Source organism: Bacillus sp. FSL K6-1366, from assembly GCF_037976695.1.
In the GTDB taxonomy this organism is placed as follows: domain Bacteria; phylum Bacillota; class Bacilli; order Bacillales; family Bacillaceae; genus Bacillus; species Bacillus subtilis.
Map to the genome: position 1 here is coordinate 3,583,781 of NZ_CP150268.1, position 20,349 is coordinate 3,604,129.

Annotated in this window: 22 protein-coding genes and 2 riboswitches; of the genes, 16 read left to right on the forward strand and 6 right to left on the reverse strand. The window is 42.7% G+C overall.

The features are described from left to right. Window positions 1–116: 116 nt before the first annotated feature. The 4 genes from MHI44_RS18830 to rsgI all read left to right on the forward strand — a co-directional run bounded on the left by MHI44_RS18830 (window position 117) and on the right by rsgI (window position 3,994). Window positions 117–782 carry a DedA family protein gene (locus MHI44_RS18830; protein ID WP_024572507.1) on the forward strand — a complete coding sequence of 222 codons (666 nt, stop codon included), beginning with the start codon at window positions 117–119 and terminating at the stop codon, window positions 780–782. 76 nt (window positions 783–858) lie between these two features. After that, a complete protein-coding gene (locus tag MHI44_RS18835) occupies window positions 859–1,833 on the forward strand; it encodes a TerC family protein (protein ID WP_128753571.1) in 975 nt (324 codons plus the stop codon). A gap of 263 nt (window positions 1,834–2,096) precedes the next feature. Continuing rightward, window positions 2,097–2,852 (forward strand): RNA polymerase sigma factor SigI, encoded by a 756-nt coding sequence (gene sigI / locus MHI44_RS18840; RefSeq protein WP_003245855.1) that lies wholly within the window; start codon window positions 2,097–2,099, stop codon window positions 2,850–2,852. Beyond that, window positions 2,849–3,994 (forward strand): anti-sigma-I factor RsgI, encoded by a 1,146-nt coding sequence (gene rsgI / locus MHI44_RS18845; RefSeq protein ID WP_015252225.1) that lies wholly within the window; start codon window positions 2,849–2,851, stop codon window positions 3,992–3,994. The genes sigI and rsgI overlap by 4 nt, the downstream gene beginning before the upstream one ends. Before the next feature lie 10 nt (window positions 3,995–4,004). Here the strand turns inward: rsgI and sspD are convergent, their stop codons facing one another. Continuing rightward, on the reverse strand, window positions 4,005–4,199 hold the full coding sequence (gene sspD, locus MHI44_RS18850) for an acid-soluble spore protein SspD (RefSeq protein ID WP_003218568.1): 195 nt from the start codon (window positions 4,197–4,199) through the stop codon (window positions 4,005–4,007). Between the two features lie 130 nt (window positions 4,200–4,329). Next, on the reverse strand, window positions 4,330–5,031 hold the full coding sequence (gene htpK, locus MHI44_RS18855) for a transcriptional regulator HtpK (RefSeq protein ID WP_015252224.1): 702 nt from the start codon (window positions 5,029–5,031) through the stop codon (window positions 4,330–4,332). 170 nt (window positions 5,032–5,201) lie between these two features. Here htpK and htpX point away from each other — a divergent pair, with 170 nt between their 5' ends. From htpX to MHI44_RS18875, 4 genes are all read left to right on the forward strand, one after another. After that, on the forward strand, window positions 5,202–6,098 hold the full coding sequence (gene htpX, locus MHI44_RS18860; protein ID WP_029317707.1) for a protease HtpX: 897 nt from the start codon (window positions 5,202–5,204) through the stop codon (window positions 6,096–6,098). A gap of 173 nt (window positions 6,099–6,271) precedes the next feature. Next, window positions 6,272–7,621, forward strand: a complete 1,350-nt coding sequence (gene ktrD / locus MHI44_RS18865; protein WP_003244672.1) for a Ktr system potassium transporter KtrD — start codon at window positions 6,272–6,274, stop codon at window positions 7,619–7,621. Window positions 7,622–7,765: 144 nt separating this feature from the next. After that, entirely contained in the window at window positions 7,766–7,921 is a 156-nt protein-coding gene (locus MHI44_RS18870; RefSeq protein ID WP_003232510.1) for a hypothetical protein, read from the forward strand. Window positions 7,922–7,923: 2 nt separating this feature from the next. After that, entirely contained in the window at window positions 7,924–8,106 is a 183-nt protein-coding gene (locus MHI44_RS18875) for a hypothetical protein (protein ID WP_029317708.1), read from the forward strand. Window positions 8,107–8,146: 40 nt separating this feature from the next. Here the strand turns inward: MHI44_RS18875 and MHI44_RS18880 are convergent, their stop codons facing one another. Further along, complete coding sequence (locus MHI44_RS18880) at window positions 8,147–9,169, reverse strand: acyltransferase family protein (protein WP_003245573.1); 1,023 nt, start codon at window positions 9,167–9,169, stop codon at window positions 8,147–8,149. Window positions 9,170–9,421: 252 nt separating this feature from the next. Here MHI44_RS18880 and kinE point away from each other — a divergent pair, with 252 nt between their 5' ends. From kinE to MHI44_RS18895, 3 genes are all read left to right on the forward strand, one after another. Further along, window positions 9,422–11,638 (forward strand): sporulation two-component system sensor histidine kinase KinE, encoded by a 2,217-nt coding sequence (gene kinE / locus MHI44_RS18885; protein WP_029317709.1) that lies wholly within the window; start codon window positions 9,422–9,424, stop codon window positions 11,636–11,638. After that, a complete protein-coding gene (ogt, locus tag MHI44_RS18890) occupies window positions 11,635–12,132 on the forward strand; it encodes a methylated-DNA--protein-cysteine methyltransferase (RefSeq protein WP_029726987.1) in 498 nt (165 codons plus the stop codon). Before kinE ends, ogt begins: the two co-directional genes overlap by 4 nt. Before the next feature lie 90 nt (window positions 12,133–12,222). Continuing rightward, on the forward strand, window positions 12,223–12,348 hold the full coding sequence (locus MHI44_RS18895; protein WP_003232500.1) for a hypothetical protein: 126 nt from the start codon (window positions 12,223–12,225) through the stop codon (window positions 12,346–12,348). Window positions 12,349–12,381: 33 nt separating this feature from the next. Here MHI44_RS18895 and mtnA read toward each other — a convergent pair whose 3' ends face one another. The 3 genes from mtnA to MHI44_RS18910 all read right to left on the reverse strand — a co-directional run bounded on the left by mtnA (window position 12,382) and on the right by MHI44_RS18910 (window position 15,756). Then, window positions 12,382–13,443 (reverse strand): S-methyl-5-thioribose-1-phosphate isomerase, encoded by a 1,062-nt coding sequence (mtnA, locus tag MHI44_RS18900; protein WP_046380979.1) that lies wholly within the window; start codon window positions 13,441–13,443, stop codon window positions 12,382–12,384. Window positions 13,444–13,450: 7 nt separating this feature from the next. Beyond that, window positions 13,451–14,644 carry an S-methyl-5-thioribose kinase gene (gene mtnK / locus MHI44_RS18905; protein WP_339203586.1) on the reverse strand — a complete coding sequence of 398 codons (1,194 nt, stop codon included), beginning with the start codon at window positions 14,642–14,644 and terminating at the stop codon, window positions 13,451–13,453. A gap of 92 nt (window positions 14,645–14,736) precedes the next feature. After that, a riboswitch (SAM riboswitch) is annotated at window positions 14,737–14,893 on the reverse strand. Window positions 14,894–14,976: 83 nt separating this feature from the next. Beyond that, window positions 14,977–15,756, reverse strand: coding sequence for a carbon-nitrogen family hydrolase (locus MHI44_RS18910; RefSeq protein ID WP_319620546.1), 780 nt, complete (start codon window positions 15,754–15,756; stop codon window positions 14,977–14,979). A 94-nt stretch (window positions 15,757–15,850) separates the two neighbouring features. Here MHI44_RS18910 and mtnE point away from each other — a divergent pair, with 94 nt between their 5' ends. The 5 genes from mtnE (at window position 15,851) to mtnD (ending at window position 20,330) form a co-directional block, all read left to right on the forward strand. After that, on the forward strand, window positions 15,851–17,047 hold the full coding sequence (gene mtnE / locus MHI44_RS18915; protein ID WP_213420070.1) for a pyridoxal phosphate-dependent aminotransferase: 1,197 nt from the start codon (window positions 15,851–15,853) through the stop codon (window positions 17,045–17,047). A 38-nt stretch (window positions 17,048–17,085) separates the two neighbouring features. Next, a riboswitch (SAM riboswitch) is annotated at window positions 17,086–17,186 on the forward strand. 84 nt (window positions 17,187–17,270) lie between these two features. Next, a complete protein-coding gene (gene mtnW / locus MHI44_RS18920; protein ID WP_033884236.1) occupies window positions 17,271–18,488 on the forward strand; it encodes a 2,3-diketo-5-methylthiopentyl-1-phosphate enolase in 1,218 nt (405 codons plus the stop codon). Continuing rightward, entirely contained in the window at window positions 18,485–19,192 is a 708-nt protein-coding gene (mtnX, locus tag MHI44_RS18925; RefSeq protein WP_003232486.1) for a 2-hydroxy-3-keto-5-methylthiopentenyl-1-phosphate phosphatase, read from the forward strand. The genes mtnW and mtnX overlap by 4 nt, the downstream gene beginning before the upstream one ends. Continuing rightward, entirely contained in the window at window positions 19,150–19,779 is a 630-nt protein-coding gene (locus tag MHI44_RS18930; RefSeq protein WP_128992732.1) for a methylthioribulose 1-phosphate dehydratase, read from the forward strand. Before mtnX ends, MHI44_RS18930 begins: the two co-directional genes overlap by 43 nt. Before the next feature lie 14 nt (window positions 19,780–19,793). Continuing rightward, window positions 19,794–20,330 (forward strand): acireductone dioxygenase, encoded by a 537-nt coding sequence (mtnD, locus tag MHI44_RS18935; protein WP_003232483.1) that lies wholly within the window; start codon window positions 19,794–19,796, stop codon window positions 20,328–20,330. Window positions 20,331–20,349 lie beyond the last annotated feature (19 nt).

Below are 20,349 nucleotides of genomic sequence, written 5' to 3' on the forward strand. Positions count from 1 at the left end.
CCGCAGAGTTTCAGCCTTCAAAACGATAGAAATACGAGGGAGATCTATTTTTAGTTCAACTGACCGTGAAAAATGTGTTAAAATCATCTTGATGTTTTCCGAAAAGAGAAAAATGTATGATACATAAACATGAAACAAGGGAGTTGGTGGCTATCGAAGAGCTGGTTATGTCATGGATTGAAGCATTTAAAAGCTTATCTTATTTTGGAATATTTCTAGCGCTCAGCATTGAGTTTATTCCGGCCGAAGTCGTCTTGCCGCTTGCGGGCTATTGGGTATCTAAAGGCGATATGACACTTGCTGGCGTTGTTTTGGCAGGATCGCTTGGAGGAGTGGCCGGTCCGCTTACGCTGTATTGGATAGGCCGGTACGGAGGAAGGCCGTTTCTTGAACGTTTTGGGAAGTATCTCTTTATTAAACCTGAAGCGCTTGATAAGTCAGATAATTTTTTCAAAAAACATGGGGGCTTTGTCGCCTTCAGCGGCCGTTTCTTGCCTGGCATCAGGACATTGATTTCCATACCGTGCGGAATTGCAAAAATGAATGTTTGGGTGTTTTCGCTTTATACATTCATTGCTATGCTTCCGATTACATTTGTATATGTTTATCTCGGTGTGAAGCTCGGTGAAAATTGGAAGGAAGTCGGCTCTATTCTTGATCAATATATGCTTCCGATCGGGATAGCGATTTTGGCGCTGTTCCTGCTCTACTTACTGATGAAAAAGAGGAAGAAACGCACGCATTCCGAACAATTATCTGTATTTTTAAAAAATAAGCGTTGACAAATCATTGCGCTGCGCATATCATTGACGTATAAAATCATATTTCTTGAAATCCCAAAGGGGAGTAGCGTCCGGAATGTCTTCCGGAAACAAAGTCGTCATTTCATGGATTGTATCCATCGGCTTTGTTGGCATGCCTGAATTCATGTCTAGCAAGACCTTTGCCTTATGTCGGCAAAGGTCTTTTTTGCATGGTCCGGCCGGCATAAGATCGGATGAAGAGAAAGAAAACAACTTTTTTGGGAGGGTATCATTTATGGATGCAGCATTATTATTAGAGTATGGTTGGGTTCTTCTCGTCTTGATCGGGCTGGAAGGGATTTTAGCCGCCGATAACGCGCTGGTTATGGCGGTAATGGTAAAACATTTGCCGGAGGAAAAAAGAAAAAAAGCGTTATTTTATGGATTGGCAGGGGCTTTTGTTCTGCGATTTGGCTCTTTATTCGCCATTTCATTTTTGGTCAACGTATGGCAGGTTCAAGCGATTGGCGCGATTTATTTGCTGTATATCTCAGCAAGCCACTTATTGAAAAGATATGTATTTAAGAAAGAAGACACACATAAAGAGACGAAGCAAAGCGGTTTTTGGCCGACTGTTTTAAAAGTTGAACTGGCAGATATCGCGTTTGCTGTTGATTCCATCTTAGCAGCAGTAGCGCTGGCGGTTACACTTCCTGGGACATCACTCCCGAAGATCGGCGGACTTGACGGAGGACAATTTCTCGTCATTTTGGCCGGCGGTATCATCGGACTGGTGATCATGCGGTTTGCGGCTTCCATGTTTGTGAAGTTATTAAAGGAACGTCCAAGCCTAGAAACAGCAGCCTTTGTGATTGTCGGCTGGGTCGGAGTGAAGCTTGCTTTATATACGCTTGCCCATCGCGACATAGCGGTTGTTTCTGAGCACTTTATTCATTCTGGAACATGGAAGCTGATATTCTGGGGTGTCTTAGCAGCAATCGCGGTTTGCGGCTGGTTTATGTCAGGTGGGAAAAAACAGCCGGAGGGCGCACAAAACGAACAAAAAAACAGCACCCGTGAACGGGCGTAATCTGAAAGACTCTGCTTAAAAGCAGAGTCTTTTTGTGTTTGAAGCGTTTTCATAAGCGAAATAAAATAACATTTTTATAACATCTTTGTTACAAAAAACACGCATAAAACCCCCTTAATTCTTTAGAAAGGCACGAAATCATGTATAGGACGTCAGAATGGTTTGTCATAATTGAGACATTGGAAATCAATATTTCTTTTTCTCCTTTGCGAATCCCTATCAAATTAGCTATCATTAATGAGTAGTTATAGGGAGGAACTGAGGTGAAACCAGTGCTTAGCCTTTTGTTTAAATTGGGAAAAAAGAAGCAAACACTTGAAAAAGCTGTTGAGAGTATACAAAAAGGCAATAAAGATCTGCAAAATGAATTAATACAGCAATATAAGCCATTTATCGCAAAGACGGTTTCATCCGTTTGTAAACGATATATAGATGAAAAAGACGATGAGTTCAGTATTGGACTGATCGCGTTTAATGAAGCTATAGAAAAATATTCACCTGAAAAAGGAAATTCTCTGCTCGCATTTGCTGAGCTTATTATAAAAAGAAAAGTCATTGATTACATTAGAAAAGAAGCCAGAAGCGCACAAAATATAAATATCGATTTACAGGAAGGAGACGATCAGGAGTCATCACAAAGCCTGATTGAAGCCGAGCTTTCCATTGATGAATACCGTCGTCAGATTGAACAGGAGCAGAGGCGGGAGGAAATCCTCTATTTTCAAAAGCAGCTCAAGGATTATGGTTTATCGTTTAAAGAACTGCTTGAAAATTCTCCAAAGCACACGGATGCAAGGCAAAACGCCATAAAGGTGGCAATGACGCTTGTTGAACATGAAGAATTGGCCGCTATCCTGTATACAAAGAAGCAGCTTCCAGTCAAACAGCTTGAACAGCTTGTCTCTGTGAGCCGAAAAACGATTGAGAGAAACAGAAAATATATTATTGCGATGTGTATTATCATTACGGGTGATTATATTTATTTAAAAGATTATCTTAAAGGGGTGCTGCACTCATGAGAAGAGGGATTATAGTAGAGAAAAATAAAAAATTCGTCACGTTGCTGACCCCTGACGGACAATTTTTAAAAGCCAAAAATGATCGACACAGCTATGAAATCGGAGAAGAAATCATGCTTCCGAGTGAAACACGCATGGGCAGAAGGGCCAGCTTTTTTGATTTTTTTAAACTGCGCCCTTTCAAAATGGGGATTTTTACGATGACTGCTATTATGCTCTTTATTTTTATAGTTCTTCCCGTTTTTTCTAATAATAAGGCCTATGCGTATATGACAATTGATATCAATCCAAGCGTCGAAATGGCGTTAAACAGCGATTATGAAGTGATTGAACTGACGCCTCTAAACGATGAGGGACAGAAAGTCGTGAATGATATAGATGATTGGGAGAAGACTGATTTTAAAAAGGTGATTGACGATATTATAACCGACTGCAGTGAACACGGGTATGTAAAGAAATCGAAAGAAATATTGATTTCCACTGTTTATGAAAACACAGAAGACAATACATATAAAAAGGCTGTGAAAAAACAGCTGAATGATGTGACTGAAAAATATAAAACGACATACCGCATGGAATCTCTCGAGTCAGATATGCAAACGAGGGAAAAAGCGAAGAAAGAAGGCGTCTCAACAGGCAGCTACATCAAATCAAATGAAAAGAATGACAATAAAGATTTAAAAGATGACTCCAGCAAACCATCCGGGGAAGAGGATCAAAAGAGTGATGAAAATGAGGATGAAAACACCGATCAAACTGACACCCAGGACAGCAAGCAAGGAGATAATGAACAGCTGAATGATGCGGATTCCGGAGACCAGAAAGAAGAGAAAGCGGATGACCAGATTGATGATAGTGACCAAGATAAAAAAATAAAGGAATCAGATGAAAATACAAATACCGAAAAAGATGGGGACCATGAGCAAACCCCAATACAAGATCCTCAAGATAAAGGAAATGAAAATAACGGCGCTGACAAGGGTCAAAGCCAATATCACAGGGACTGGAACAATGGTGAACAAGGCAAGAACCGTTCTTCGTCCAGAAGGGATAACGCTTCAGACCGACGTAATCCAAACGGCTACAGCAGTGATAATCATTCAGCTCAAAATGAAGATTCGCCGAGTGCCCCCGGCGAATAAAGACCTGAATTTATTTAGTTGTGCCATTTAATTGTGATTGTGCTTGCTGTACCAGCCGCTTTGTCATTTCTCCGCCTACAGAGCCGTTAGCGCGTGCGACTGTATCAGAACCAAGGTTCACACCGAATTCTTGAGCCACTTCGAGTTTAAATTGGTCTAGTGCCTGCTCCACCCCTGGAACAACGAGTTTATTTCTGCTCGCCATCTTTTTCATCTCCTTTTTCGATAAAGAAATTCTTAACGCGTATTTAGTTTGAAATATACGGGGTTTATTTATGCTGGCAATTGTTGTGGAGAAAAATAAAACCCCGGCCTCTAAGCCGAGGTGACGCAGACTATAGAATGTCTGCTGTCATTTTATGTGCGGTTGCCTGAATATGGAACGTCAAAATGGAGAGGACTGTAATGGCGATAATTTGTCTGATTTTAAGCCATTGGCTGTCATTCAGTTCTTCAAAACGGTGACGGAGACGCTCTGTCTCCTGTTCGGCGATCTCCTGCAGATTTGATTCTTTCATAGAAGGAGTATCTTGGTGATGGATGGCATCAAGCACATATGCGCAGCTTTCATAATAAGCAATCGGGCTGATGACATCATCAGATCTGTCTGAGATTGTGTTAAAGGCCACTTTTAAAATAGCCCGTATGTGTTCAAAGTCATAAATGGATTTTAAATCACGTACAATTAAAAGAATAACTGCCTGTTCAACTGAGTATTTTTTGCCCAGCTCAGGGTGTCCGATCAGATCTTTGATATCACGCTTTACCCAGTTTTGAATTGCGGTTGACTTTAACGAAGTCAGCTCGCATAAGTTGCCAAGCTCTACGATTTCATTTGTAGACAGTCCGTATTCTTTTTTCTGTTTTTTTCGTTCATATCTTGTAAGAAATTCAGGAATTTCTAGATGATTGGCTGCTTTTTCTGCTGACATGTTCGCTGATTGGACGAGAATGTCGAGCGGGCTATGTTCTCCTTGTCCTTTTAGGGAATAGAGCAGCCGCACCATATCGGTTCGAGAGAGTTTAAAAATGTTCATTGTTCACCTCTTTAAACAATTTGACGCGGATATAGGTCTATGTATAAGTTCAAAATTCAAGCGTCAGCAAATTACATTAACATCATACGTCGAATTCCTTGCATTTTCAAATGGATGTTTTATAATTTAAATATACGGGTTCTTTTGAACTTAAAATAACGGAGGTTGTTATGGCGAAAAGAATTTTTCTGTTTATTCTAACGAATATTTTGGTGCTTACAACAATCGGGATCGTTTTGTCTGTTTTAAGCTCTGTTACAGGAGTCGGGACGTACTTTACAGCTGATGGCGGTATCGATCCAATGGCGCTTCTTGTGTTCAGTTTAGTCGTTGGATTTGTCGGTTCCTTTACGTCTCTTGCGATGTCCAGATGGATGGCAAAGACGATGATGGGTGTCAGAGTGCTGAATCCGAAAAAACACTCGCTCAGCTATGAGGAACAGCAATTGGTTGAACGTGTTCACAGATTAAGCCGCTCTGCCGGTTTAACGAAAATGCCGGAAGTCGGGATTTACCGTTCACCTGAAGTAAACGCGTTTGCGACTGGACCGTCAAAACGCCGTTCACTTGTCGCAGTATCGTCAGGGCTGCTGGAGCAGATGGATGACGCAGCGGTTGAAGGTGTGCTTGCCCACGAGGTCGCGCATATCACAAATGGTGATATGGTAACAATGACGCTTTTACAAGGTATCGTTAATACCTTTGTCGTCTTTTTATCGCGTATCGCTGCTTGGATAGCAAGCCGTTTTGTCAAAGAAGATCTAGCGCCGATCGTTCATTTTATTGCAATGATTATTTTTCAGATTGTCTTTTCGATACTTGGCAGCCTGGTTGTGTTTGCGTATTCACGCCATCGTGAATTCCATGCTGACAGAGGAGGAGCGGATCTTGCCGGCAAGGACAAGATGATTCATGCGCTGCGGACGCTTAAAAGCTATTCTTCCCGGATTATGGAAGACGATCAGACAGCTGTCCAAACGTTAAAGATTAATGGCAAGAAGCGCTCTTCACTTTTCTCTACTCACCCTGATTTAGATGAGCGAATCAGACGGCTGGAAGCTAAATAATACAAACACATTGTTCCTCTGAGAGAATTCTCAGAGGTTTTTTATTTTATCCATTGACTAAAATCATAAAAAAATAAGCAAGTTAAGAAAATGTTTCGTAAAAGCCTTTAAAAATGGACCTAATATCTTTAGAATAATTACCGTACTTAAAAAGAGAGGCAGAAGGATTTTACATGAGATTAAAGTTTGGAAAATTGATACAGGCCTTGTCACCGGCCCAGCTGATCGCATTATATTATTTTCTTGCAGTTACTGTGGCCGTTATATTGCTGAGTTTGCCGGCGGCCCATAAACCGGGGGCGGATTGGACGTTTATTGATGCGCTTTTTACAGCTGTCAGTTCAGTCAGTGTAACGGGACTGACAGTTGTTGATACAGCTGATACATTCAGCACAATAGGGATTTTTATATTAGCATTTGTTCTGCAATTTGGCGGAATCGGAATTATGACGCTCGGAACGTTCATTTGGCTGATCATGGGAAAACGAATCGGGCTGAAAGAACGGAAGCTGATTATGGTTGATCAAAACCAATCCCAGTTTTCAGGAATTGTCAATCTGATGAAGCAGGTACTGTTTCTGATCTTGTGGATTGAATTTTTTGGCGGGCTGATACTCGGCACATATTTCTTAACCTACTATGACTCCTATCAGGAAGCCTATTTACACGGATTTTTTGCCAGTATCAGTGCAACGACAAACGGCGGATTTGATATTACCGGTAATTCGATGATTCCATTTCGCCACGATTACTTTGTGCAGTTTATTACAATGCTTTTAATTATATTTGGAGCGATTGGATTTCCCGTGCTTGTTGAAGTAAAGGATTTCCTGTTTTCAAAGCATCGGCGTTATCCATTTACGCTTTTTACAAAGATCACGACGATTACGTTCGGCTCACTTGTCTTGTTTGGAGCCATTGGCATCTTTGCCCTGGAAGCAAACCATGCGTTCGCAGGAAAATCATGGCATGATATTTTGTTTTTGTCCCTGTTTCAATCAACGGCAACCCGAAGCGGGGGACTGGCAACAATCGATATCAGCCAATTATCAGATTCCACACTCTTTTTTATTTGTGCGCTGATGTTTATTGGAGCGTCGCCAAGCTCAGTCGGGGGAGGCATACGGACAACGACTTTTGCTTTGAACCTTCTTGCGCTGTTTCATTTTGCCCGCGGCAATAAGGCCGTAAAGGTATTCAAACGGGAGCTTCACCCTGCTGACTTGATGAAGTCGCTTGTTGTCACGATGATGGCGATCCTGCTCGTTTTTGGCGCGACACTCATTCTGACCATTACAGAAAAGCATTCCCTGCTGGAGCTTTTGTTTGAAGTGTGCTCGGCATTCGGTACAACCGGCCTGTCGCTTGGAATTACGGCAGATTTGAGCAGTGTTGGAAAATGCGTCATTATGATTGTCATGTTTATCGGGCGAATCGGCATCCTGACCTTCCTGTATCTGATCGGAAGAAAGGAAATTGAAGCGAATTATCACTATCCGAAAGAAAGAGTGATTATCGGATAGGCAAAACACCGCATATTTTGCGGTGTTTTTTGATTGCCAAAAAAAAGATGTGTGCCTCCTGTTCAGTTGGAGAACCTAACTTCGACAGGTGCAATTTACGCTCCTGCATCTTAAAATGTCTGAAAATTGGCGAGGAGGATTCGTATGAAGCGTAAAGCTGAAGTGAATGAAGCCATTAAAAATAACAATACACCTACCGAGAGCATGGACCCTAATTCATATAAGACACAATATCATGATGACCCCAATTTTAGAGGGGCAAACCGCAATTCCAAACAGGGCCAGCAGGGAGGCATGTAATTGTGAAGAAAAACCGTCATAGCAAAGACATGCAAAATCATAAAAAACCTATGAATAAAAAGGTGCTGGAGGAAGAGTTCTCAAGTGAACTTGGGGATTACAATGCCGGGAAGATCATCGAAACGCTGGAAGTCACCAAGCCTGAAAAGAAAAAAGAAAAAAACAAAAATAAAAAACACCAATAAAAAAGACCTCTTAGGCGGCGTCCGCTTAAGAGGTGCTTTTCTATTTTAAATAAGCATTTTTGCCCGTTCCTCTGACAAATTGCAATAAGCTGGTCATCCTCAGCTCAATGAAGGGCTGAGCGACTGTCTTAACAAAGTTGCTGGAGAGGACTGATGTCAGGGCTGCTGTTAAAAGCAAGAGGATCACTAAGCTTTGATAGTCAGTAAGCCAATCCTCAAGCCCGACCTGTCGTAATGTCTTAATAATAAACCCGTGAAGCAGATACACGTAAAATGTCCGGGTTCCCCATTTGGTAAAGAAATACCGTTTTTGCGGAACAAGCGCTAAAAAGCTGAAGGTTGCCCCAAAGGCGAGTACATACCAGCCGATTCGGGATAGTCCGCTTACCAGGGTAACGTCTCCAAATGAAGAATACGGTTTTGAACCAAACAGAAAAGAATAGTCAAAATCGATGCCCCAGCAGATGACGAATACTGCGGCAAGCACTCCGAGCGCAATTTGTTTGCCGCGTTTTGATCTCAATAAATCAAAATGATGTTTATTTAAATAAAAACCGACAAGGAACATCGGTAAGAATACGAATGTCCGTGACAAGCTCAGCGTGCTGCTGACAAAGTCCAGATAACCGATCAGCACGGCGATTCCGCAGCTGACAAACAGCGCCCACTGCTTTGAAAGCTTTGAAAAAGGATATAGGAGCAGGTTCCAAAAGAATAAGCTTACAAGAAACCATAACGACCATTGCGGATCAATCGGGTTCACATTTGCCATGCTTTCATCTTGCATAATGTAATAAAAGACGGAATAAATGATTTGGAAAATCAAATACGGAATAATCAGCTTGACCGCCAGCTTTTTTACATATCCCGCCCGTTTAAAGCCTTTCGCGAAATAACCGGATACAAGAATAAATGCAGGCATATGGAATGTGTAAATGAACTTGTAGAGGTAGAGCATAAAATGATTATCATTAATAAAGGAACGAAGGATATGACCGAATACAACAAGGAATATCAATAAAAATTTTGCGTTATCGAAATAACTGTCCCGCGATTTACTCATAGCATCACCTTCTCTTTCATCAGTCACTAAGAGATTATTCCCTGCTGGTACATATTTTAAAATAAAAGATGAAAAAGGAATCTAAAAAAAAGCTGATTGTTAGGTCGATGTAAAGTGATGGTAAGGATCGTAGAAAATGTCTTCGTAATGTAATGGCGCTGAAATTTTCTGAAATTTATAGGGCAAATGAAGGAAGTTCCCGCATTTTGTAGAAATATTGAGGGATAGGTTTTGAAGAAGGAGTGTACATGCATGGAAACTCTTGGTGTCCAGACAAACTCGGAGCTGCGAGAGGAACTGAATCGCCTCAAAAAAGAAAACGCGCGACTGAAAAAGGAATTGAATCAGCATCAAGTGATTGTCAACAATACGCTCGATGCTATTTTTATTTGTGATAACGAAATGCGGATTGTTCAGGCAAATGAAGCAACAGAAAGGATGCTTCAAGTTGACTCGGAAGATTTGAAAAAGCGTTCTGTTTTGGATTTTTTGTTTTCAATCCCAAAGGATGAACTGAATCTTTCCGTAAAGAAGTTTTTTAAAAAAGGCTTTCTGTGGAAGGAGGTTCCGATCAGGCTTGATTGCGGGGCAACAAAATACATAGAGTTTCTGGCCAAAAGAGGTATTGGCGAGGATTTCTTTTTTGTTGTCATGAGGGACATATCTTCTAAGAAGATTCTGGAGCGGGAATTCTCTATGAATGAACAGCTTTTTAAGGACTTGTTTGACAGAGCAGTTGACGGAATCGTCCTGTTTGATAAAGATGGCGGTTTTATTGATGCCAATTTGTCCTTTTGTAAAAGCTTTGAAATCAATCATAATGAGCTGTCTCATTTATCGTTGTATGAGTTCATAGACAGCGGCTCACGAAAAGATTTCGACAATATCTGGAAGGCGCTCAACCGCAAGGGAAAAGCGAAGGGGGAGCTGCCTGTCAAGCTTCGTTCAGGAGTTCAAAAACTATTTGAATTCACGATTACATCAAACATCATCAGCGGTTTTTATATGTCCATTATGAGGGATATCACAGAGAAGCGGTCTATGGAGCTACAGCTCTTTAAAAGTGAGGAGCGCTTCAGAGAAATCTTTGAAAATGCAATGGACGCCATCATCATCTGGTCGAATGACGGAAGAATCGTAAAAGCGAATCAATCAGCCTGTAAAATTTTTGAGCTGCCGATGAATTTGCTGTTGAAAAGAAAGCTGTGTGATTTTCTCGTTGACTCGCAGCAGAAATACAGCATAACGAAGAGGAAATACGCAAAATACGGAGAGATCAGAGAAGAGCTGCTGTTTCAAATGGGGAACGGCCAATTCAAAGAGCTTGAATTTACTTCAAAACGGACAATCCTTGAAAATCAGCATTTGACGATCTTAAGAAATGTAAGCGACAGAAAGCGGATGGAAAAGGAGCTTCGGGAAAGCGAGCTGAAATTCAGAAAAGTGTTCAACGGCTCAATGGACGGCAATGTATTGTTCGACAATCAATACAGGATCATTGACGCCAACCCGTTAGCAAGCCATATTTTGGGACTGTCACATGAAGAGATAAAACAGCACAGCTTGTTAGATATTATTTCTGCTTATGAAATAGAAAATCTGGCATCACCGGCAAGGCAGATTAATTTTGATGAAATGGACAACGAAATTCCATTTTTGCTGAGCAGCGGTGATAACAGAAAACTCGAATTCTCATTTAAACGGAATATTATTCAAAATATGAACTTGGCTATCTTTAAAGACGTAACAGAGCGAAAAGAATTGGAGGAACGCCTGCGCAAATCAGATACCCTTCATGTTGTCGGCGAACTCGCAGCCGGCATTGCTCATGAAATCAGAAATCCGATGACTGCTCTTAAAGGCTTCATTCAGCTTCTGAAAGGGAGTGTCGAGGGAGACTACGCCCTTTACTTCAACGTGATCACCTCAGAACTAAAGCGCATCGAATCCATCATCACCGAATTCTTGATTTTAGCTAAGCCCCAGGCCATTATGTATGAGGAAAAACATGTTACCCAAATTATGAGGGACACGATAGACCTTCTAAATGCGCAAGCCAATCTCAGCAATGTACAAATGCAACTTGATTTAATTGACGACATTCCCCCGATTTACTGTGAACCGAATCAGCTGAAACAGGTTTTTATCAATATATTAAAAAACGCCATCGAAGTGATGCCTGACGGCGGAAATATTTTTGTAACGATAAAGGCATTGGATCAAGATCATGTTCTAATCTCCTTAAAAGACGAGGGAATCGGAATGACAGAAGATAAATTAAAGCGACTTGGTGAACCGTTTTATACGACAAAGGAACGGGGAACTGGACTTGGGCTTATGGTAAGCTATAAAATTATTGAAGAACATCAAGGCGAAATTATGGTAGAAAGTGAAGAAGGGAAGGGCACCGTTTTCCATATTACGCTTCCTGTCAGACAGAATGCTGAAGAAAGAAGGAATGATGAATGAACTACTATACGACAGCCGAAACGCCGCTCGGTGAACTTATCATTGCCGAAGAGGATGACCGGATCACTCGTCTATTTCTCAGTCAGGAAGATTGGGTGGATTGGAAAGAAACGGTTCAGAATACTGAGCACAAGGAAACATCTAATCTTGCAGAAGCGAAACAACAGCTTCAAGAATATTTCGCAGGCGAAAGGAAGACATTCTCCCTGCCGCTCAGCCAAAAGGGCACTCCTTTTCAGCAAAAAGTGTGGAAGGCGCTGGAGAGGATTCCATATGGTGAATCCCGAAGCTATGCAGATATTGCCGCTGCGGTCGGCAGTCCGAAAGCGGTGCGCGCTGTCGGACAGGCTAATAAACGTAACGACCTGCCGATTTTTGTCCCGTGCCACAGAGTGATCGGCAAAAACAGTGCGTTAACAGGATACGCCGGAAGCAAAACGGAGATCAAAGCATTTTTGCTAAACATCGAGCGAATCTCCTATAAAGAAAAATAAAACATATGGCACGTTCCCTTTTTTTCACGGCCGACATATCATTTTATTAAGTTAAAAAAGTTGGTCTGGTGAAAAAGGAGGACAAAGCAATTGAAGCCGAGCCGCTCTGAGAAACTTGCTGTTTTTGCCGAACTGTTTGTGAAACTGCATATCTTATCAAGCGCTCAAAAAGATGAAATCATCAATGTTAACAAAAAGAAACAAAAAAACCGCTGACTCGGCTCCAAATGAGCAAAGTCCAGCGGTTTTTTAATGCACCTTTTCTCCTCTAAACAGCTGTTCAATCTCTTCTTCATAGTTTCCGGTCATAATCCCTTTTTCTGTGATGATTCCTGAAATGAGATCATGAGGTGTAATGTCGAAAGCGGGATTAAAGACAGGCACATTGGATGGAGCGGTCCGAACTCCGGAAATCTGCCTGACTTCCTCGGGATCTCGTTCCTCTATCGGGATATCAGCGCCGCATTTGACCTTTGTATCAAATGTAGATAAAGGTGCGGCGACAAAAAACGGAATATCAAAGGCGTTTGCTAAAATAGCAAGACCGTATGTGCCGATTTTATTTGCCGTATCACCGTTCTTTGCAATTCGGTCGGCTCCGACGATAACAGCGGAAATTTGTTTTTCCTTCATCGTATGGGCAGCCATGCTGTCTGTGATCAGAGTGACATCAATGCCCCCCTGCATCAGCTCCCAAGCAGTAAGGCGTGAACCTTGCAGGACAGGCCTTGTTTCACAGGCATAAATGTGTAATCCCAAATCTTTTTGTTTGGCCAAGTAAAACGGAGCTAGCGCCGTTCCATAGCGGCTTGTCGCGATTGAGCCGGCATTGCAGATTGTCATGATCCTGTCGCCTTTTTTGAAAAGCTGCAGGGCGTTTTGGCCGATCAACCGGCACGTTTCCTCATCCTCAACCTGAATCTGAATGGCTTCATGGACAAGGTTTGTTTTTGCTTCATTTACGGAAATCGCGTTTGCGACCGAATGACTCAGTCTCTCAAGCGCCCATGACAAATTAATGGCGGTAGGCCGTGAGCTGTTTAAATATTGTTTGATGTCTTCCAGTCTGCGGCGGAATTCCGTGACATTATCTGTTTCAATGTTTTTGGCAGCAAGCGCCAGTCCGAAGGCAGCCGTAATGCCGATCGCCGGAGCGCCCCTTACTTTGAGCGTGACAATCGCATCAAATACATCCTCTTTCGTCGTCAGCTCCAAATATTCCGTCTCATCAGGAAGCTTTTGCTGATTTAAAATGGTAATAGCTGTTTCTTTCCATTCAACAGAACGTGGAACAGCAAATGAATGGGTCATGAATGGATCATTCCTTTACAAGTAACTTAAATAATTCAATAACATCTGTTATCGTTTTGAATTCCGAACGTTTTTCGATAAAGGCTGTGCCGGTTTCGAGCGCCAAGCGTTTTCTGCCGATTCGTTTATCAAACGGCACGATCGTATCCAGGTCAGCTACATGGGCAAGGCCGATCGTGCGTCGTATCAGCTCACAGCCCGCAAATCCGATTGCTTCTTCAAAAATATGGCTGAGCGTATCAGTGAGGTAACCGTCGATGTTGGCGTAAACATCCAGACTGCCCTTCTGCCAGGATTCACTAAACGTCTCTTCAAACGTTTCCCAGACCTTTTTGACATGTTCATATAACGGCTCTCTGTCAGCCCCGTCACGGCTGAGTGCGTTCAAAAATAAGTTGGCGATAAATTGCCCTACATCAAAGCCGATCGGTCCGTAAAAAGCAAACTCAGGATCAATCACCTTTGTTTCGTGCTCACTTGCGAAAATGCTTCCTGTATGCAAATCACCATGAATCAACGTTTCTGCAGACGTTAAAAATGACTTTTTCAGCTTAGCGGCTTCGATTTTAACGCTGTCATTATTCCAAAGCTTTTCGACAAAAGGACGAAGCTCTTCTTCAAAATCATTTGTGTCATGGTCGAAGAAAGGATCTGTAAAAACAAGTCTTTCCGTAATGTCGCATAGCTCTGGATTTGTAAACTGTTTAACAAGCTGTTTTTTCACCTTAGGTTCAAGCGCGTAATCTGATGAGTAGAAAAGTGTTTTTCCTAAAAATTCACCGATGTGCTGCGACAGATGAGGATAGTTTTCACCCTCAATGAGTCCTTTTCTTGCGATCTTGAGGTGAGAGAGATCCTCCATGACGGTAACCGCCATTTCCGTATCAGAATAAAACACTCTTGGAACCAGGTGAGGCACATGCTCGCCCTGACGGATGAGAGCGCTGCTTTCGATTCTTGCACGGTCGATTGTCAGCGGCCAGCTTTCTCCCACCACTTTTGCATACGGAACCGCCTGTTTAATGATCAATGCTCTGTCGTGTTCTTGATCATAAATATGAAAAACGTAATTTAAGTTGCCGTCTCCGATCTCCTGGCATGTCAGCGTGCTTTTGCTTGGAAAAAGGCCAAGCTTCACCGCCAACGCCACAGCGGAGCTTTCATTTAACGTTTCGTATAAAGGTGTTTTTGTGACTCCCATCATCATAACCTCCAATTATGTAATCACTTAATATGTAGCCGTAAAAAAGCCTCCTTCTCAGAGAGAAGGAGGCTTAACATCTATGTCCGCCTCTCTTATCTCTCAGATCAGATCTGAATGGAATTAGCACCGTGCCTTAAGAGACCAGCGTCTCGGCGCGAAAAAGATGCGCCCCATTTCACAATGGAATTACGGTCGGTTGCTGTTGGGGTCAAAAGGCCAAATCCCTCGCCCAACTCTCGATAAGAGAATATATTCACTTGTTTGACAATTCTAATTTATCAGTTGATGAACATGGTAACAGGTAATTTAGTTAGTTGTCAATATATTTTTTAATATAAATCTTTTCTGATATCATTGAAAACAGGAATGCTCTCCCGAACTTCTGCGCTTTCTTGAAGGTCGATTTCCGCTCGGACTATGCCTTCTTCCCGGCCGCCTTCAGCAAGTACACGTCCCCATGGATCAATAATCAGGCTATGTCCTGCAAATTCATTATCCGGATTTGAACCGGTACAATTGCAGGCTGCGACAAAGCATTGGTTTTCAATGGCCCGCGCAATAAGCAGGCTTTTCCAATGATCAAGGCGGGGAAGAGGCCATTCCGCAGAAATAAACAGCACGTTGGCGCCTTTTGTCGTATGTTTTCTGATCCATTCCGGAAAACGGATATCGTAACAGATCAATCCTGAGCTTTTGACGCCGTCAAGCTCAAAGTATCCGTCTTCGGAACCGGCTGATAAATACAGATGCTCATCCATCAGCTGAAAAAGATGGGCTTTTCTGTACTCTTTAATGATTTGCCCTTCCTTATCCGCGATGTACATTGTATTATAAACATCAGAATTCTTCCTGACAGCGACCGATCCGGCGACAATATGAACACCATGTTTTTTTGCCGTTTTCTTCAGCCAGCTCTGAGCGGAGCGGCCGTCTTCATCAGCGAGTTCATCAAGATTGGCCAGATCATATCCGGTCGTCCATAATTCAGGCAGAACAAGAACATCAGCATGTTTGCTTTCTTTTTCGATGAAAAATTCAGCTTTTTTTATATTTTCCGAAGTTTTGCCGTATGAAATATCAAATTGAAGACAAGATATCGTCCATTTCATCTTTTTAACACCCCAAATTTTTCTTTACTTTTTTCATTTAACCATATATGATGATGGACTATCATTTCAAGATTTTTTTAGAAGGTGAGAATAGATGAAATTTGAACAGTCTCATGTATTGAAGGAATTGCCTAAACAATTCTTCGCTTCTCTGGTGCAGAAAGTGAACCGAAAGCTCGCAGAAGGACATGACGTTATCAATCTAGGACAGGGAAATCCAGATCAGCCGACTCCTGAACATATTGTCGAGGAGATGAAACGAGCTGTTGCTGATCCTGAGAATCATAAATATTCTTCTTTTCGCGGCTCATACCGTCTGAAGTCAGCGGCTGCTGCATTTTACAAAAGAGAATACGGCATTGATCTGGATCCGGAAACCGAAGTCGCTGTATTATTCGGCGGAAAAGCCGGTCTAGTCGAGCTCCCGCAATGCTTGTTGAATCCCGGTGATACGATTTTAGTTCCCGATCCGGGTTATCCTGATTACTGGTCGGGTGTCACACTTGCAAAAGCAAAGATGGAAATGATGCCGCTCGTAAAGGACAGGGCGTTTCTCCCTGATTACAGCAGCATAACCGCTGAAGTAAGGGAACAGGCGAAATTGATGTATTTAAATTATCCGAATAATCCGACTGGAGCTGTTGCTACTTCCGAGTTCTTTGAAGATACCGTGCGTTTTGCGGCTGAAAACGGAATCTGCGTCGTTCACGATTTTGCTTACGGCGCTGTAGGATTTGACGGCTGCAAGCCTTTAAGCTTTTTGCAGACTGAAGGTGCGAAGGATATCGGAATTGAAATTTACACGCTGTCAAAAACGTATAATATGGCAGGATGGCGGGTTGGCTTTGCCGTCGGAAACTCTTCGGTCATTGAAGCGATCAATCTTTATCAAGACCATATGTTTGTCAGTCTTTTCAGAGCGACTCAGGAGGCTGCAGCAGAGGCACTGTTAGCCGATCAGACGTGTGTGGCAGAGCAAAATGCCAGGTATGAGAGCAGGAGAAACGCTTGGATCACGGCATGCCGGGAAATCGGCTGGGATGTAACAGCTCCCGCAGGTTCTTTTTTTGCATGGCTGCCTGTGCCTGAAGGCTATACTTCAGAGCAGTTCTCAGATCTTTTGCTGGAAAAAGCGAATGTGGCAGTTGCGGCTGGAAACGGCTTCGGTGAATATGGCGAGGGCTACGTCAGAGTCGGACTTTTAACAAGTGAAGAAAGACTTAAGGAAGCCGCTTATCGAATTGGCAAACTGAACCTGTTTACCCAAAAAAGCATTGACAAGACCTTATAACGATGGGATAATTCAAAATAATTTATAAAATCTATATTTTCTTATCAAGAGCAGGCAGAGGGACGAGCCCGATGAAGCCCGGCAACCGACTTATAAAGCACGGTGCTAATTCTTGCAGCTAGCGGCTGAGAGATAAGATTCGGACGAGAAACGAAACCTCTTTAGACGCGATTGCAGTTTGAAGAGGTTTTTTGATATGGATGAAAATGAAAGGAGCTCTGGCATGAGTGAGTTATTAGCGACATATCTCCTGACCGAACCGGGAGCCGATACAGAGAAGAAAGCAGAACAAATCGCAACAGGATTGACAGTAGGCTCCTGGACTGATCTGCCCCTTGTAAAACAGGAGCAAATGCAAAAGCACAAGGGGCGTGTGATAAAAGTTGAGGAGAGAGAGGGAACTCCTGCATCAGAAAAACAAGCGGTCATCACAATTGCCTATCCTGAAATCAATTTCTCTCAGGATATTCCGGCTTTGCTGACAACAGTGTTTGGCAAGCTGTCCCTGGACGGAAAAATCAAATTAATCGATCTTCACTTCTCTGAAGCATTTAAGCGTGCACTGCCGGGACCGAAGTTTGGCGTATACGGCATCCGAAAGCTGCTGGGAGAGTTTGAGAGACCGCTGTTAATGAGCATATTTAAAGGCGTAATCGGAAGGGACCTGAGTGATATTAAAGAACAGCTCCGGCAGCAGGCGCTTGGCGGAGTTGACTTGATTAAAGACGATGAAATTTTCTTTGAGACAGGTCTAGCGCCTTTTGAAACAAGAATTGCAGAAGGAAAGCAAATATTGAAAGAAACGTATGAGCAAACCGGACATAAAACGCTGTATGCGGTGAATTTGACTGGACGTACGGCTGATCTGAAAGACAAAGCGAGACGCGCCGCCGAGCTGGGAGCGGATGCGCTTTTGTTTAATGTCTTTGCTTACGGCTTGGACGTTATGCAAGGCCTAGCAGAAGATCCTGAAATCCCAGTTCCGATTATGGCGCATCCAGCAGTGAGCGGAGCGTTTACGTCTTCTCCGTTTTACGGTTTTTCTCACGCTCTTTTACTCGGAAAATTAAATCGATATTGCGGTGCTGACTTCAGCCTCTTTCCGTCTCCATATGGTTCGGTTGCGCTTCCAAGAGCAGATGCACTGGCGATTCATGAAGAATGTGTGAGAGAGGATGCTTTTAACCAAACATTTGCTGTTCCGTCAGCAGGCATTCATCCCGGCATGGTTCCGCTATTAATGCGTGATTTCGGCATAGACCACATTATTAACGCCGGAGGAGGCGTACATGGACATCCGAACGGTGCCCAAGGCGGGGGGCGAGCGTTCAGAGCCATTATTGATGCGGTCCTAGAGGCCCAGCCGATTGATGAAAAAGCCGAACAATGCAAGGATCTTAAGCTTGCGCTAGATAAATGGGGAAAGGTTGAAGCCGTATGACGACTCGAAAACCTTTTATTATTTGTGATTTTGACGGAACAATCACGATGAACGACAACATTATAAATATCATGAAAACATTTGCTCCCCCAGAGTGGGTGGCATTAAAAGACGGCGTACTTTCCAAAACGCTGTCGATCAAGGAAGGTGTCGGGCGGATGTTCGGCCTTCTGCCCAGCCGTTTAAAAGAAGAGATTACAAGTTTTGTATTGGAAGATGCAAAAATCAGGGAAGGCTTTCGGGAATTTGTAGCATTTATCAATGAGCACGAGATTCCGTTTTATGTCATAAGCGGTGGAATGGACTTTTTTGTATATCCTTTGCTTGAAGGCATTGTGGAGAAAGACCGCATTTATTGCAACCATGCTTCATTTGACAATGACTATATCCATATTGACTGGCCTCATTCCTGCAAGGGCACATGCAGCAATCAATGCGGGTGCTGTAAGCCGTCGGTCATCCATGAACTTTCTGAACCGAACCAATATATCATCATGATCGGTGATTCGGTTACAGATGTGGAGGCAGCAAAGCTGTCTGACCTATGCTTTGCAAGGGATTATTTATTAAACGAATGTCGGGAGCAAAACCTCAATCATCTTCCGTATCAAGATTTTTATGAGATCAGAAAGGAAATTGAGAATGTAAAGGAGGTACAGGAATGGCTGCAAAACAAGAACGCTGGCGAGAGCTCGCTGAAGTAAAACGGGAATTGGCAGAGAGAGATTGGTTTCCGGCGACTAGCGGTAATCTATCAATTAAGGTTACAGATGAGCCTTTAACATTTCTCGTCACTGCAAGCGGAAAAGATAAACGTAAAGAGACGGTTGAAGATTTTCTGCTGGTCGATCAAAACGGAGAGCCTGCTGAAAGCGGGCATTCTCTGAAACCGTCAGCAGAAACGCTTTTGCATACACATTTGTACAATAAAACCAATGCCGGATGCTGCCTGCATGTCCATACGGTAAACAATAATGTGATTTCAGAGTTATACGGAGACCAAAAGAAAATCACATTCAAAGGCCAGGAAATTATAAAAGCACTCGGCTTGTGGGAAGAGAACGCAGAAGTGACCGTTCCGATTATAGAAAATCCGGCACATATCCCGACGCTTGCGGCACTGTTTGTGGAAGAGATTTCAGAAGATTCAGGAGCTGTTCTGATCCGAAATCATGGTATTACGGCTTGGGGGAAAACAGCATTTGAGGCAAAAAGAGTGCTTGAAGCGTATGAATTTTTGTTCAGCTACCATTTGAAATTGAAAACACTCCAGCATCAGCTGGTTAAATAAAAGGAGGAATTGAAATGGCTACAATTCGAATTCATGATGAGGCAAATACAACGATTGAAAATCAAGAGGAAGTGGCAAGCTTTCTGGACAGTCAAGAGGTTATTTATGAGCAATGGGATATCACGAAGCTTCCGGAACATCTCTCAGAGAAATATGACCTGACAGAAGAAGAAAAACAGCAAATTCTTGATACCTTCGAAACTGAAATTAAAGATATCTCAACCCGCCGCGGCTATAAAGCACAGGATGTTATTTCATTGTCAGACAGCAATCCGAAACTTGATGAACTGCTTGAAAACTTTAAAAGAGAGCATCACCATACAGACGATGAGGTTCGTTTTATTGTAAGCGGACACGGTATTTTTGTCATTCAAGGCAAGGACGGCACGTTTTTTGATGTCCGTTTAAACCCTGGAGATTTAATCTCCGTGCCTGAGAATATCCGCCATTACTTCACGCTTCAGGAGGACCGCAAAGTTGTCGCGGTGAGAATTTTTGTCACAACTGAAGGCTGGGTTCCTATTTATGAAAAAGACAGCGTGAATCAATAAGCATGAGATAGCCCCGTTC

Excerpts from the sequence above, each read along its gene's own strand:
- MHI44_RS18830 (WP_024572507.1), top strand. The coding sequence starts at position 117 with ATGATACATAAACATGAAACAAGGGAGTTGGTGGCTATCGAAGAGCTG.
- MHI44_RS18835 (WP_128753571.1), top strand. The coding sequence starts at position 859 with ATGTCTTCCGGAAACAAAGTCGTCATTTCATGGATTGTATCCATCGGC.
- rsgI (WP_015252225.1), top strand. The coding sequence starts at position 2,849 with ATGAGAAGAGGGATTATAGTAGAGAAAAATAAAAAATTCGTCACGTTG.
- sspD (WP_003218568.1), bottom strand. The coding sequence starts at position 4,199 with ATGGCGAGCAGAAATAAACTCGTTGTTCCAGGGGTGGAGCAGGCACTA.
- htpK (WP_015252224.1), bottom strand. The coding sequence starts at position 5,031 with ATGAACATTTTTAAACTCTCTCGAACCGATATGGTGCGGCTGCTCTAT.
- htpX (WP_029317707.1), top strand. The coding sequence starts at position 5,202 with ATGGCGAAAAGAATTTTTCTGTTTATTCTAACGAATATTTTGGTGCTT.
- ktrD (WP_003244672.1), top strand. The coding sequence starts at position 6,272 with ATGAGATTAAAGTTTGGAAAATTGATACAGGCCTTGTCACCGGCCCAG.
- MHI44_RS18870 (WP_003232510.1), top strand. The coding sequence starts at position 7,766 with ATGAAGCGTAAAGCTGAAGTGAATGAAGCCATTAAAAATAACAATACA.
- MHI44_RS18880 (WP_003245573.1), bottom strand. The coding sequence starts at position 9,169 with ATGAGTAAATCGCGGGACAGTTATTTCGATAACGCAAAATTTTTATTG.
- kinE (WP_029317709.1), top strand. The coding sequence starts at position 9,422 with ATGGAAACTCTTGGTGTCCAGACAAACTCGGAGCTGCGAGAGGAACTG.
- ogt (WP_029726987.1), top strand. The coding sequence starts at position 11,635 with ATGAACTACTATACGACAGCCGAAACGCCGCTCGGTGAACTTATCATT.
- mtnA (WP_046380979.1), bottom strand. The coding sequence starts at position 13,443 with ATGACCCATTCATTTGCTGTTCCACGTTCTGTTGAATGGAAAGAAACA.
- mtnK (WP_339203586.1), bottom strand. The coding sequence starts at position 14,644 with ATGGGAGTCACAAAAACACCTTTATACGAAACGTTAAATGAAAGCTCC.
- MHI44_RS18910 (WP_319620546.1), bottom strand. The coding sequence starts at position 15,756 with ATGAAATGGACGATATCTTGTCTTCAATTTGATATTTCATACGGCAAA.
- mtnE (WP_213420070.1), top strand. The coding sequence starts at position 15,851 with ATGAAATTTGAACAGTCTCATGTATTGAAGGAATTGCCTAAACAATTC.
- mtnW (WP_033884236.1), top strand. The coding sequence starts at position 17,271 with ATGAGTGAGTTATTAGCGACATATCTCCTGACCGAACCGGGAGCCGAT.
- mtnX (WP_003232486.1), top strand. The coding sequence starts at position 18,485 with ATGACGACTCGAAAACCTTTTATTATTTGTGATTTTGACGGAACAATC.
- MHI44_RS18930 (WP_128992732.1), top strand. The coding sequence starts at position 19,150 with ATGGCTGCAAAACAAGAACGCTGGCGAGAGCTCGCTGAAGTAAAACGG.
- mtnD (WP_003232483.1), top strand. The coding sequence starts at position 19,794 with ATGGCTACAATTCGAATTCATGATGAGGCAAATACAACGATTGAAAAT.